The organism is Sporolactobacillus sp. PKPK-6, assembly GCF_056678885.1.
In genome coordinates, this window is record NZ_JBWXPA010000001.1 from 2,197,812 (window position 1) to 2,211,611 (window position 13,800).

The window sequence follows — 13,800 nt, forward strand, 5'->3', positions numbered from 1 at the left end:
ATTATTAAGCCTCCTTGGCATGTGTTTGTGTTTTATGTGATAACGCTGTCTGCTGTTCTTTAAGTATGATGAAGATGAAGAGCAGTAAGCATATAGCCTGCGGAACTGTGCTGTACCATGATGGGAAAATACTCAGGCTGTTGATTGACGGCAGGGCCTCTGAAACCGTTGAGGGGAGGACGCCTGCCATTTGAAGACTGTGAATACCTGATCCCATAAATTTGAAGCATAAGTAAAAGATGACAAAACTTGAAATCATGAAAAACGGACGGAGCGGCAGCAGAACGCCAAGCTTCAGCATGAGAAAGCCGATGACAACGAGTACGCCGAAACCGACGGCAATACCTGTTGCCAATTGCGTGTACGGCATGCGTCCGGCCATTCCGATTAAGAAGATGACCGTCTCCATTCCTTCGCGAAGTACGGCGATAAATGCAAGCACGGCGAAGGAAATCATTTTTCGCTTACTGATCGCCTGACTTGTTTTGGATTTGATAAACGCGTTCCAGCGTTTAATGTCCGCATTCCGGTGCAGCCAATAGCCTACATAAAGCAGCATCAGACTTGCGACCACTCCGGACCAACCGTTGATCAATGAATTGTTGTTTCCAAAGGCAGCGACTGAGAGCAGAAAGGAAACGAGCGCGCCGACCGCAAGACATACGATCACAGCGAGGCTTGTTCCGCTCCAGATCCACACCTTTGCCGGCTTTGAATTTGCTTTGCGCGCAAAGGTCAGCAGTGCACCGATTACCAGCAGTGCCTCAAGACCTTCGCGAATCGGAATCAGAGCAGCATCCCACATTCCATAGTTTGCTGATGCGAGCGGCTTCAAACTTGTGATCATTTCATCGACCAGCGGCAGCGCTTTTGTTCGTGTTTTTGAATCAGCGAGGTACGCATCCATCATAACTAAATCTTTCTCAGATTCGGTATAGATGCTTTGCGATTGGCTGACAACATCGCCTTCAACGGACAGCCAATCCTGTTGAAGCTGCTTGACCTGAGATGCGGCGGTGACCCAATCCTTCTGACTCATCGACTGTTTCGCGTTGCCAAGCTCGGTTATGTAAGAAGACAGAGAGTGATGTCCCGACTTGGCGGCTCCGCCGTACAAACCGCTTTGATAGTCTTGGAGTGTCTGTCGAAGTGCGCCGACACTTTTTATCGCTTCTGTTCGATCACCATTGAGCAGATCCAACGACGCAGAGCTTATATCCTGGCTTAATTGGATCGAGGCGTCAAGAGAACTCTTCGAAACGGCAGTTTTATTGTTCTGCCACCATTTTTTAAAGGATGAAAAATCTGCTTCTGCCGATTTATTGTTCTGCAATGCAGTGATTGCATGATTTAGATCCTTGAGCGCTGGAGAAACATCAATTGCCTTTTCTGCATGTGCTGGTAGCGGATACATCGACAGCATCGCGATCAAGGAAATCAGTATAAATGCTCCGATGCACCGACCGAATTTCATAGTGAAGCACCTCCAAAACGGTAATGATAATCATTTTCAATTAAACAAGTATAGTTTAGTAGCCCAGAGACATACTGTCAATATAAATTTAAATAAAATGATCAATATTGTGACAAATAGTATAGATTAATAATATGCATGTTAATTGGCTGGCTATTCATGTGGGAAATCAGAATCAGAAGGTGTCAATTGATGATGCAGGATCGGTTAGGCAAATCGAGGCATATTCACACAAATGTTGCGTGCTTGCATCGACTATTGATTTCATAAGAAAAAACCGGGCAAAAAACGCCCGGTCCATACTTCCGCAGGATGCGGTGGCTTTCCCGTTGCATACAGGACATATGCATATTTAGCGAAAGCTCCTTCATCACTTTTCTGTTTCATTATCCTGATCCTTCATTAGGTAACGAGTAAAATAAGCGGACATTTTCCGCTTATTTGCACCATGGAGCTTGTTTCGCCGGTGAATAAGGGTAATTTTTCCGCTTATGCAAAGCAAAACCCTCCATTTTCATGTTTTTCAATTCGATAAGGGTAATTTTTCCGCCTATTTAAGCTATTTTTTCGTTCATTTTCTAAATAAGGGTAATTTCTCCTTCTATTTATCAGATTGGACGCTTACCTCATCGCCCAACTGATAAGAGCAGATTGGGAATCAGCAGCTTATGAGGCTTATCGTCGTACCAGCGGTGTTTTCTTTTCTAGTAAGAAAAAACCGGGCAAAAAACGCCCGGTCCTTACTTTCACAGGACATATGCATATTTAGCGAAAGCTTCTTAAACCTATCCGGATTTTGAATCTGCTGCGAATGCTCGCTTACCGCGGGCGTCCCACATCCTTCGTGTTTGGTTCCCAATCCTTTGTTTTGCAAAAATCATAAGCTTTTCTTTACTCATGTAAAAAAAACGCCGCAGCTATGCGGCGATTCCTTCATTTCTTAATAAATCCTTCTTCAACTAAATATTCTACTGCTTCTTTATAGGTACGGAACGTTCCATCGAGCTGGTCGCCTGCATAGACGTTCCAAAGCTCGTTGTCATAAATGATTTCAAGCTCTTGGCGTCCGCTTGGCGTCACCCATCGTTCGTGATCATTGCCGTCTGCTGTTTCTTTTTCATAAACACCTTCAGGAGAAAGGGCAAAGATTGCTTTTTTCAGCAGTGTGCGAAGCTCCTCTTCGGAGAAGTCGCGAATGTTGACCATGCCTTTCGGATCAGCCTCGTAGCCTTCAATGCCCTTTGCATATACATAGCCGTTGCCATTCGGATGCAAATGGTACACGATGGTTTTTTTATCTGCAGCACTTCCCGGGTATTGAAAATTCACACGTCCCAGTGAGACAGATTTGCGCTCTAGTTCAGGAAACGATTCGAAAATCGATAATTTTTGATTGTAATCAAGTAGCAAAGATTTCTTCAACTCCATTTATTCAAATTTGTCGGTTCATTATAGCATACACAGGTCTTTAAAGATAATGGCGTAAATACGGTTTAACAAATCTTTGATGATCTAATTGAACTAGTGTGCTATATTACTAGTACAATGAGAATCGAGGGGATGCAAGATGAACGCGCGCAAGGAAGAACGAAAAAAAGTGAAAAAATACTTTCGTCACTTGGCGATTACGCTTCTGTTTCAGGCGGGAACGCTGTGGGGTGTTGTTGGTATTTATCTAATTGCTTTGATTGTACAAACGATGTTTCTTCATCCTCATTTAACGGAACAGCAGCTTGAAGCGCAGGTAGTAACACCTTTGAGTGAGAGCGGATGGCCGATGATTGTGGCAGTTTTGATTGCCTTTATCCCATTATTGATTTATCGGAGCAAGAAATTCTTTACTTATGATCTGAGAACGACGAAGCGAAAGATGACGGTGAAGGTATTTGTTCTTGGGCTGTTCGCAGTGCTTGGGGTGAATACCATGATTACACCGGTGATGTATCCTGTGGAGTGGATGCTCAATCTTTTCGGATACACGGCTGAACCGTCAAGAGAGATCTTGGAAGGTTCCAGGACAACAAGTATGTTCATATATACATGCTTGATCGGGCCGATCTTTGAAGAATTTATCTATAGAGGCGCGGTGATGCGCAGCTTGGAGCGGTTCGGTTCTGTTTTTGCGATTACGATTTCTGCGCTGTTATTCGGTATGATGCACGGGAATATCATCCAGATTCCTATGGCCTTCTCGGTAGGAATCGTCCTTGGCTACTTAGCCAAAACCTATGGTATCTGGTTGACCGTACTGATTCACATTGCTAATAATCTGTTCAGTGAATTGTACAGCGCACTTCCTTCAGCCGTGTGGTCAACTGTTTTTGACTTAATTATGTCTGCTGTTTTAATGAGCACAATCGGTATCTTCCTTTATAAAAATAAGCATCACTTAAAAAAATGGTTAAGCGACATACGTCAAAAGCAACCGGAAAAACGTTTGTGGCTATACTTTTTTACGTCTATTCCAGTGATCCTGCTGCTTCTTACTAATTTTGTGGTGACTATTCTCGGCATTGAAAAATTGTAAATATACACCATCGGAGCTTGATAATACTATTGATCTAGTGTACTGTTAAACTAATACAGAGATATAAAAACGGGGGAAAGAGCTATGGCAATTTGGTTTACATTATTTAAAAAGGAATTACGGCTGGGCTGGATGGCATTCATGATTTTTCTAATTCTGCAGCTCTTATTAATGGGACTGGGTATTTTTCTGAATATGCGTTTCGGTGATCATTCGAACGCAGCTCCAATGATTATCGGCATGATGCTGACCATTTGTCTGCTTTTCTATGTTCCGGTCTATCTGCTCTTTAATGCGATACAAGAGCGCAAGACATTTCATCTCTGGATGCAGAATCCGCTGCCCGCATGGTCGATGCTGCTGGCAAAGTTGGCGGGGGCATTGGTCTATTTTATTGTGACCACGGCAGTGGTTGGCGGCTATACATGGGCGAGCATCGCGCTTGCTCAAAGCAAAAATTTGCCGCCGCAGCTTTCTTTATTCCGCGTGGCTGTTCTGGCCGCATTGGTTCTGCTTTGGTGCGGAATCGGAGGCGGTGTGACTTTCCTGTTCCTTTGGACGGCTCGGCGCACGATGCGTTCACGGATTGGGAAGTGGTCATGGCTCGTACTGATTGTTGGGATTGGCATCTATAGTTACGTCGATAACAAACTGACACAATCAGGAATTTTCGATTTTCTCACCAACTGGGGTCATATACCAGACGCTTCTTTAATTCGCTTCGTTTTTCCTCAAAAGGCTGGATTGGACGGCGGAACATCGGGCCTTTTCAGTGACTTTTCACTAGGTTCAGATACCCTTTATTTAGGAAGCATCGTCTTCGATCTGCTGATTACGCTGATTGTTTTTCTCATTACGTCATGGCTTACGGATCACGAGTTGGAAGCATCATAAGTGAACAGGAATATAGAGATCAACTTTAAGGAGGCAAGCGAGCATGGCACAATCATTCAATACATCAGTTCCCATCTACCTGCAATTATGCGAGCGGATTAAAAATAAGATCATCCGTGGAGAAATCGGAATGGGCGAGCGCTTGCCGTCCGTGCGCGATACGGCTATTGATTCTAGTGTGAATCCAAATACGGTGCAGCGAACTTATAGAGAATTAGAAGAAAGCGGAATCGTAGAGAAAAAAAGAGGCCAGGGGACTTTTGTGACCGAGGATCCGGCCATTCTTCAAAAAATGCGTGAGGAATTAAAGATCAGTCATATTAATCTTTTTGTTTCTGAAATGCGTGAAATGGGTTATTCAGACAAGGAAATGCTAGCTGGATTGAAGGATTATTTAGTTACAAAGGAGGAAAAAGAATGATTCAGTTAGAAGGAGTAGTGAAGCGCTATTTAACGAAAAAAGCACTGGACGGCATCAGTCTTCAAATTGAACCCGGACATATTGTCGGTCTGATCGGATCAAATGGGAGCGGTAAGTCGACAACATTGAAACTGATCGCGGGGCTTCTTCAGCCGACGCACGGTACAGTTCTGGTTGACGGTGAAGTCTCAAACCGCAGAATCTGCCGGAAGGTCGCGTATTTGTCCGAGCTTGACGCGTATTACTCTTTTTTTACAGTAGCTCAAACCGTCGACTTCTATGCTCGGACCTTCAGCGATTTTAACCGTGAGAAGGCTGAAGAAATGCTCGATTTTATGAAGCTTGACCGCAATCAAAAGGTCAAGCATCTTTCGAAAGGAAATCGCGGCCGGTTAAAAATTGTTGTGACGCTTGCCCGTGAAGTTCCGTTCATTCTTATGGACGAACCACTTTCCGGACTGGATCCGATGGTGCGAAGCTCAATCATTAAAGGTTTGATTTCATTTATTGATTTGGAAAAGCAGACCGTAATTTTAACGACACATGAATTGCAGGAAATTGAACCGCTGCTTGACACTGTTGTTCTAATCAAGAACGGAGTGATCCTTGAGCAGAAAAGCGTCGAAGACATTCGTTGTAATGAAAATTTGAGCCTAGTGGATTGGATGGTGGAAAAGTATGAGCAGTAATGCCGAAGTAAACAAACCGGCTGTGCGGCTGGAGCATGTCAGCAAGCGGATCGGCCGGAAGACGATTATTGATGATTTGAGTTTTGATATTTACAGCGGCGAGGTATTTGGATTTCTCGGGCCCAATGGAGCAGGGAAAACAACAACCATTCGAATGATTGTTGGCCTGATGCGGATGACCCGAGGCAATATTTACATACAGGGACACAGTATCAAAGGCGATTTTAAAAAAGCAATCCGTCAGGTCGGCGCGATTGTGGAAAATCCGGAGATGTACAAGTTCCTTACGGGTTATCAAAATCTGGTGCATTATGCACGCATGATTCCCGGTATCAGCAAGGATCGGATTATGGAAGTTGTGAAACTGGTCGAACTGCAGGATCGAATTCACGAAAAGGTAAAACGCTATTCACTTGGAATGCGCCAGCGGCTCGGTGTTGCCCAGGCACTGCTGCACCACCCGTCGGTATTAATTTTAGATGAACCGACAAACGGGCTTGATCCTCAAGGAATCCATGATTTGCGCAACTATATGCATAAGCTTTCGCGTGAGGAAAATGTGGCGGTTATCGTATCGAGTCACTTGCTCGCGGAAATGCAGCTGATGTGTGATCGAATCGGTATTCTGCAAAAGGGCAAGCTGATCGGCGTTGAGACAGTCAGTGAATTTATCGAAAAAGGTGCCGCTAAAGTACGGATACAAGTCGATGACAGCAGGCTTGCTGCACAAATTTTAAAGGATAAACTTGCAATCGATGCGGAAGCTCCCGATGAAACAACCATTGAGGTTCCGGTTGACCATGAAAAAATCCCGGTGGTCATTGACACCTTAGTCATCTCGAAAATCAAGATTTACAGTGTTAGAACCGTCGCCAAATCACTGGAAGACAGATTCCTGGAAGTAACAGGGGGGAAGAGCGTTGAGTAACTTTTTTGGATTGCTTCAAAATGAAAATATGAAAATTTACCGCAGAAGTTCTGCAAAAGTCATGATCATCATTATGTTGGGACTGATCCTTGCTGCAGGTTTGATTATCAAATTTTCCGGCGATCAGCCTAAAGATGATCCGCACTGGAAACAAACATTGGTTCAAGAAAATAAAGAACTGAACAAGCAATTAGTATCCGTAAAAGGCAATGATCAAATGACCTACTACTTTAAGAAATCGATTGCCATGAACGAATACCGGCTTGATCATAACTTGAAGCCGGAGCAAGGCGAAACGCTTTGGAGCTTCGTCCAAGGTGCAGGCGGTAGTCTGATGATCATGGTAATCAGTATCTTCACTATCATCATTGTATCAACTTCCATCGCTAGCGAATTTAATACGGGGACGATTAAACTGCTTCTAATCCGTCCCATATACCGTACTCAGATTCTGCTTTCCAAATATATTTCCGCACTGCTATTCACGGTGGTTTGCCTGATCACACTTTTTATTGCCTCATGGCTGCTTGGAGGTATCTTGTTTGGCTTTGGCGGTGCAGGCGAGGCTTACCTGGTTTATGACAATGGAGCGGTCCATCAGTCCAGCTGGTTGCTTGCCATCTGGAAGGACTACCTGCTGAATTGTGTCTCACTCTTCATGATGGTTACCTTCGCCGGCATGATTGCTGCCGCATTCAGAAACGGAGGCCTTGCGATCGGATTATCAATCTTTACAATGATGGCCTCTTCGATGGTTGTGGGTTTGCTGCAACGGTATGATTGGGTGAAGTATGTTTTGTTTGCCAATACGGATTTGACACAATATACAACCGGAACACCGTTGCACGATGAAATGACTCTGGGCTTTTCACTTGCTGTGCTTGCTGTTTATTATGCCATTTTTGTGCTCGTCGGCTGGGCTTTCTACACGCGGCGCGATATTAAAGCATGATTGTAATAAATTACAGGAGGGGGACCGGGCGCTTCTTGCCCGGTTTTTCTTATACTATAAGAAAGTATAGAGCGACCGAGCAAGGTCGTGCCTTATAGCGGGTGGGAAGCCCGTCGGAAAAGAGCTAGCCACTCATCCGTAGCGAGTCTTGGAGAACGAAAGGCAACTTTGGTTTTTAAGCGTAGACAGCGAGCCAGTGGGCCGTAAGCCAAGTGGTTGAAGGGATTGAGCCTCGAAAACTTATGAAATGGGAATGCCGATGGCGTTATACTTCCAGAAGGCAACACGCCAGACATCGTTAAGGCAAGAGGTCTGGGGGTTCCCCGGGGTCAGAGACCATGGCACGCTGAGCATCAATAAGGTACGGCAACTCGGGAGATCCCAGCGGGTCTTTCGAAAGAAAGTATAGCGAACCAAGCAATCAAATGTAAGGACGTTAAATGTCTGCTGGGAAGTCGGAGGAAGCACATAGTACCCATGATATCGGGTAATGCCGGTTGAGGGAAGGTGTTTTCCCTTGTTTATGAATCTTATCTGGGACACATCGGCACACACAGAGGTGACAGTAGAGATGACTACAAAACAGGTAAGAATAGCAGAGCTAGCGAAGGAAAATCCGAAGATGGCCTTCACCTCTCTGGCTCATTTATTGAGCGTAGAGGAATTGAGGGTCTGTCACCGGGAACTGCAGGGAAACAAAGCAGCGGGCATCGATCAGATGACGAAGGCAAGCTATCAAGAACATCTTGATGAACACCTTGCCGATCTGGATAAGCGCCTGAAGCAGAAAAGCTATCGGCCGCTCCCTGTCCGGCGGACATATATTGATAAACCGGGAACAAAGAAGAAACGCCCACTGGGCATCCCTGCCTATGAGGATAAAATTGTTCAGCGGGGTCTGGCGAAGATCCTTAATGCCATCTATGAGCAAGACTTTCTTAACTGTTCCTTCGGTTTCCGCCCAAATAGGAACTGCCATGATGCACTTAAAGTCCTGAATGTCTTCATTGAAAAGAAGTACACGAACTACATTGTTGATGTGGACATCAGGGGCTTTTTCGATCATGTCGACCATCAATGGATGATGCGTTTTCTCAAGCTACGGATCAAGGATCCAAGCTTTCTGAGGCTCATTGCCCGTTTTCTAAAAGCGGGTTACATGGAGAAGGAAACTTGGCACGCAAGCGAACAAGGGACGCCGCAAGGCGGACTGATCTCGCCGATCCTAGCTAACGTCTATCTGCACTATGTGATTGACCTATGGTTTACGAAAGCGGTGAAGAAACAGTGCCAGGGACAGGCTTATCTGGTGCGCTATGCCGATGACTTTGTCTGTTGTTTTCAGTATAAACAGGAAGCCCAACGATTCTATTGCGATCTGAAGCGGCGCCTAGAAAAATTTAACTTGGCGCTTGCGGAGGAGAAAGCGAGGATCATCCCTTTCGGACGATTCGCTCAGGAAAATGCCAAGAGAAATGGAAACAGGAAGCCAAAGACTTTTGACTTCCTGGGATTCACCCACTATTGTGGGCAAAGTAAAAGCGGACATTTTCGAGTCAAGAGGAAAAGCAGCCGAAAGAAAGTGGGTGCCAAACTCAAAGCCTATTCGCAGTGGCTGAAAGGCCATCGGACCCAAGAGATTGACTTCATCATGGATCGGCTCAAGAGGTCATTGACCGGCTATTACAACTACTATTGTATCACCGATAACAGTCTAAGCGTGAGCGCTTTTCGATTGCAGGTGATTCGGTTGTTGTATAAATGGTTAAACAGAAGGAGCCAGAAACGATCGTTCACATGGGAAAAATTTAATCAATTTCTCAAACGCTTCCCTCTGCCGCAACCGCGAATCAAGGTCAATATTTATCAACTTCGGTCGGAGCTGAGCTACATTCTGTGAACCATGAACAAGAAGAGCCGTGTGCGTAAATAGCGCACGCACGGTTCCGTGAGGGGACAGAAGATGTGAATCGCTGTCCTACTCGACTGATTTTAAGGAAAATAGTATAAGTGCAACTAAGTCTTCGCCTTCGTCAGAGGCTAGGCGAAGCCAAGTTTTCTAACAAGTAAAGAAAGTATAAGATTTTACCCCATATTTAAACGAATAAACCAGTGTCTTGACCGAGAATCAAAGCGGAGGTGCGAGACGCCTGCGGGTGCGGCTCTGTTGATCGCGTGCCAGCGAGACCCCGCAGATTTCTGCTTGTCTGAGGAGGCTCGCGGTGCGCCCGCGGCAAGCGAGCAACCGAAGCGATGATTCAACACTGTAAAGACACAAACCAATCACACATGGCTGGAGATTAAGGACCGGGCGTTTTTTGCCCGGTTTTTCTTATGGGAAAATTTTCATGAGTGGTGAAATTCTCTCATGCTCCCCCTTTCGTTAATAAAATATTCATAATGAGAATGTAAGCTTTAAGTATGCTAAAGAAAAGGCTTGCGAAAGATTCAAGGAGGAGAACGAATCATGAAGAATATCTTTTCTTTTAAAGTCTATGCTGCCGCATTTCGCGTTAAGCAAATGATTCGGTTTTACAAACACTGTGAAAAGTTAGGTCAAGATGTATACATTTATGGAAAAAACCAAGTCAAGCAAATACACAAGATGTCGGATTGGCTAACAGTTTTGATCGAGAATTTGTCTCTTGGCGAAGAATGTCTGGTTGTTGTGGAAGGCAGCAGAGTCAGTCAATTGAGAAACTCATTTTCAATGGCCTGAACCGTTCGTAAAAAGTAAAAAATAAGCAGCCGGCTCTGATTGGAGCATCGGCTGCTTATTTTTAGATTCAACTGTGAATAACAACTTTTGTATTGTATGGGATATGCTCATAAATCCATTTTGCGTCGGGGACAGTCAGATGAATGCATCCGTGCGAATCTTTCTCGCCCAATCTCTGTGCATCCGCTGTCAGTATACGCTTGTTTTCATCCATCGGCACACTGTGGAACAAGAATTCACCATGGTTTTTCCATGAGACCCAATACTTCGCGCCTTCTTTGTACTTTGGTGAATAGAACCATTTGCCGCGCTCAGCCTGAATGTAGTAAGTGCCCGTCGGAGTCGTCATATCCGGTTCGGTGTCTTTTCCCGTTGAAGCAATCATCGTGTACAAGGTTTGCGAACCTTTCTTTATATACACTCTTTGATTTTTTATCGAAACATCAATCCAAACGGGTTCATTTTGTGTCAGAACGGGATAACTTCCGCCTGAGGGCTTGTCCCAATTGACTGGGATCGCTTCTTGCTTGGATGTTTGGCCATTTTCTTGCTCTGAACGGCCGACATTAACTTTATCTGTATGACCCGAAGCACTGTTTGCCTGAAAAGAGGGCATATAGGAAGTTAACGTCAAGGACAGAAACAGAGCAGCAATGATGCCACATCCCTTAATCAACACGTTCATCGTTACCCTCTTTCTTCTTCAATCATGTTGTTCTGCCAGTAATATTTTTCGAAGGGTGTTGCCCTAGGTGGGGCAATTCATTCAATTTGCACCAAGGATTTTTTCGTTTCTGCGAATCATGCGATCATAGTATTGCCCAAAATAGCGAATTTCTTCATCTGAAAGTGAAGCAGATGAGCGAATCGGCGCAATCGATTGCAAGGTTCGGAGGCAGGCACCTGCAATCTCCGGTGTGGTGCATGACTTCCCTGTTATTTCTTCAAGGGAGGCCATCACGTCCGGATCGATGTCCGGATAAGCAAAACGTGTTGTTGCCTTTTTCAATCCATGCAGGTAAAAGTTGCGAATGATGCGTGCACGAGCAGATCCGCTGCCGGAGACGCAGAGATAGATTTGCACAGCGACGCCTTGTTTGACACGACGCTGCGAAATGCCTGCAAATTTTTTGCCGCGAACGCTGAGATCATATCTTCCGGGGCAATAGGATCGGGTGATCTCACCGCTTTCGAAAGAAATGCCGAGTGGCGACAACATTTTTCGGATGAAATCAACCATCGCTTGAAATGCGTCATCTATAGAAAGTGAGTGTTCCTTTTCAGAAAAGATCAGAGAAAGATTAAGGACTCCTTCATCAAGAACGACAGCGAGACCGCCGGAATTACGCACGATATAGGTAAATCCATAATCGCGCAGAACTGTCAATCCGTCCTGGATGTGCGGGAGTTTCGTGTCCTGAATGCCAAGCATCACCGTTTGATGATGTACCCACAGTCTGGCGGTACACGGTGACTCGCCTGAACCCACTGCTTCGCAGATTGCATCATCAATAGCGAATGACTGCCTGCCGTCGAATCCGCTGCCAAGCGTTGATTGATCAATCACACGCCAAAGTGGCTGGTCAAGTAGCGACACAAGGAAAACCTCCTTCGAAACTGCAATATCTACGTCTATTATAGCAGGCATTGAGGAAACTGCTGATTAAGAAATGCTGTGCGAGTTGCATGTGCATTGACTTTAATCAGGTTTCCGGATAAGGTTCATGAAAACTTTAATTAACGATGATAAAAATAGTGTTTCCATGTATCTGGTGGCACCTTTCTTGTTTCAATTGACAAGGTATAATTAAAAAATAGCGGACGGTGAAAAGGATGGATGAAATGGATCTTGTAACACGTACGGCAAATTATATACAAGAAAAATTGTCTGGTGAGGGCAGCGGTCATGACTGGTGGCATATACATCGCTTTTACGAGACGAGTATACAAATTATGGAAAGTGAAGCTGTGAAGAACATTAGAGCGGATGTCGTCGCACTTGCTGCTTTACTTCATGATATTGCGGATTGGAAGTTCAATGGCGGTGATGATGGGGCGGGACCGCTCGCAGCAGCAGAGTGGCTTCATTCACAAAATGCTGACGCCTCCGTCATTGAAGCAGTATGCACCATCATTCGTGAGCTTTCATTCAAGGGTGCCGGTGTGCGGACGCCGATGTCGAGCATGGAGGGTAAAATTGTACAAGATGCTGATCGGCTTGATGCGATTGGAGCAGTCGGCATCGCTCGTGCCTTTGCCTATGGCGGTTATAAAAAGAGAGAAATGTTCAATCCGACTATTCTGCCGGTCTTGCACCAAACGGCGGAACACTATAAGGCGCAGCAGTCGACAACGGTTAATCACTTTTATGAAAAACTGCTGCTCCTGCGGGATCGTATGAACACAGAAACCGGGAAAAAACTTGCAGAGCAGCGCCATCTTTTTATGATCCAATTTCTGAATCGTTTTTTTGAAGAGTCTCATGAAACAAATGCAAAGCACGCACAAATACTTAACACACTGTTTGATAACGGAGGAAGAGCAGATGAATGAGGAGCAGATTCGGATTTTCGATGAACAGGGAACACCGATTGGAATAAAATCGCGTGATGAAGCCCATAGAAAAGGTTATTGGCATGAGACCTTTCATTGCTGGTTTGTGGAAAAAAGTGACTCGGGCAGCATGATTTACTTGCAGCAGCGTTGCCATGAGAAAAAGGATTTTCCCGACTTATACGACATCACAGCAGCCGGGCATATCAAGGCGGATGAAACAGTTTCGGATGCCATTCGCGAGATTCATGAAGAACTCGGTGTGCCGGTTCAAATGGAAGCACTGATGCCGCTCGGCGTGATTCGAGATGAAATTGTGCGAGGTGATTTTATTGATCGCGAACGGTGTCATGTCTTTCTATGTGCCAATTACTATAAAATGAGTGCATTCAAGCTTCAAAAGGAAGAGGTTGCCGGAATGTATAAAGCCGCTTATCCGGATTTTGCAGCATTTGTCCAAGGCACAATACAAGAATTGAATCTAGCAGGTTTTGACGAGTCGAATGGAGCACGCATTTGGCGGGAACAAATCATAGATCGGGAGCAGTGCGTGCCTCACAGTTCAAACTATTACAATAGCTTGATAAATAAGCTGAGTCAGCTTCCGCTTTTTCAGTGAAACGAGTCCGAAACTCGCAAAAAA

At 45.0% G+C, this 13,800-nt stretch carries 14 protein-coding genes; 10 read left to right on the forward strand and 4 right to left on the reverse strand.

Features of this window, described 5'->3' with window-relative positions:
* Nucleotides 1-4: 4 nt before the first annotated feature.
* Together AC1MBV_RS10645 and AC1MBV_RS10650 are read right to left on the reverse strand one after the other, a co-directional pair.
* On the reverse strand, nt 5-1,474 hold the full coding sequence (locus AC1MBV_RS10645; RefSeq protein WP_480948225.1) for an FTR1 family iron permease: 1,470 nt from the start codon (nt 1,472-1,474) through the stop codon (nt 5-7).
* A 933-nt stretch (nt 1,475-2,407) separates the two neighbouring features.
* Nucleotides 2,408-2,902, reverse strand: a complete 495-nt coding sequence (locus tag AC1MBV_RS10650) for a hypothetical protein (RefSeq protein WP_370645974.1) — start codon at nt 2,900-2,902, stop codon at nt 2,408-2,410.
* Between the two features lie 139 nt (nt 2,903-3,041).
* On the opposite strand from AC1MBV_RS10650, the gene AC1MBV_RS10655 reads away from it, so the two are divergent.
* From AC1MBV_RS10655 to AC1MBV_RS10690, 8 genes are all read left to right on the forward strand, one after another.
* Entirely contained in the window at nt 3,042-4,001 is a 960-nt protein-coding gene (locus AC1MBV_RS10655; protein WP_255747720.1) for a CPBP family intramembrane glutamic endopeptidase, read from the forward strand.
* 84 nt (nt 4,002-4,085) lie between these two features.
* Nucleotides 4,086-4,895, forward strand: coding sequence for a hypothetical protein (locus tag AC1MBV_RS10660; RefSeq protein WP_255747718.1), 810 nt, complete (start codon nt 4,086-4,088; stop codon nt 4,893-4,895).
* Nucleotides 4,896-4,938: 43 nt separating this feature from the next.
* Entirely contained in the window at nt 4,939-5,316 is a 378-nt protein-coding gene (locus tag AC1MBV_RS10665) for a GntR family transcriptional regulator (protein ID WP_255747717.1), read from the forward strand.
* The gene (locus tag AC1MBV_RS10670; RefSeq protein ID WP_255747716.1) at nt 5,313-6,005 is read left to right on the forward strand and encodes an ABC transporter ATP-binding protein; all 693 of its coding nucleotides are present in this window, start codon (nt 5,313-5,315) and stop codon (nt 6,003-6,005) included. Before AC1MBV_RS10665 ends, AC1MBV_RS10670 begins: the two co-directional genes overlap by 4 nt.
* Nucleotides 5,995-6,933 carry an ABC transporter ATP-binding protein gene (locus AC1MBV_RS10675; RefSeq protein ID WP_255747715.1) on the forward strand — a complete coding sequence of 313 codons (939 nt, stop codon included), beginning with the start codon at nt 5,995-5,997 and terminating at the stop codon, nt 6,931-6,933. Before AC1MBV_RS10670 ends, AC1MBV_RS10675 begins: the two co-directional genes overlap by 11 nt.
* Complete coding sequence (locus AC1MBV_RS10680) at nt 6,926-7,885, forward strand: ABC transporter permease (RefSeq protein WP_480948226.1); 960 nt, start codon at nt 6,926-6,928, stop codon at nt 7,883-7,885. Before AC1MBV_RS10675 ends, AC1MBV_RS10680 begins: the two co-directional genes overlap by 8 nt.
* A gap of 523 nt (nt 7,886-8,408) precedes the next feature.
* Nucleotides 8,409-9,785 (forward strand): group II intron reverse transcriptase/maturase, encoded by a 1,377-nt coding sequence (gene ltrA / locus AC1MBV_RS10685; protein WP_480947509.1) that lies wholly within the window; start codon nt 8,409-8,411, stop codon nt 9,783-9,785.
* Nucleotides 9,786-10,352: 567 nt separating this feature from the next.
* Nucleotides 10,353-10,604 (forward strand): hypothetical protein, encoded by a 252-nt coding sequence (locus tag AC1MBV_RS10690; RefSeq protein WP_255748742.1) that lies wholly within the window; start codon nt 10,353-10,355, stop codon nt 10,602-10,604.
* A gap of 67 nt (nt 10,605-10,671) precedes the next feature.
* Here AC1MBV_RS10690 and AC1MBV_RS10695 read toward each other — a convergent pair whose 3' ends face one another.
* Nucleotides 10,672-11,250: a L,D-transpeptidase gene (locus AC1MBV_RS10695; protein ID WP_370646103.1), complete on the reverse strand. Its 579-nt coding sequence runs from the start codon at nt 11,248-11,250 to the stop codon at nt 10,672-10,674.
* A 120-nt stretch (nt 11,251-11,370) separates the two neighbouring features.
* On the reverse strand, nt 11,371-12,201 hold the full coding sequence (locus tag AC1MBV_RS10700; protein ID WP_255748744.1) for a lipoate--protein ligase family protein: 831 nt from the start codon (nt 12,199-12,201) through the stop codon (nt 11,371-11,373).
* A 245-nt stretch (nt 12,202-12,446) separates the two neighbouring features.
* On the opposite strand from AC1MBV_RS10700, the gene AC1MBV_RS10705 reads away from it, so the two are divergent.
* On the forward strand, nt 12,447-13,157 hold the full coding sequence (locus AC1MBV_RS10705) for an HD domain-containing protein (RefSeq protein WP_480948227.1): 711 nt from the start codon (nt 12,447-12,449) through the stop codon (nt 13,155-13,157).
* Nucleotides 13,150-13,776 (forward strand): NUDIX hydrolase, encoded by a 627-nt coding sequence (locus AC1MBV_RS10710; RefSeq protein ID WP_255748746.1) that lies wholly within the window; start codon nt 13,150-13,152, stop codon nt 13,774-13,776. Before AC1MBV_RS10705 ends, AC1MBV_RS10710 begins: the two co-directional genes overlap by 8 nt.
* The last annotated feature ends 24 nt before the right edge of the window (nt 13,777-13,800 follow it).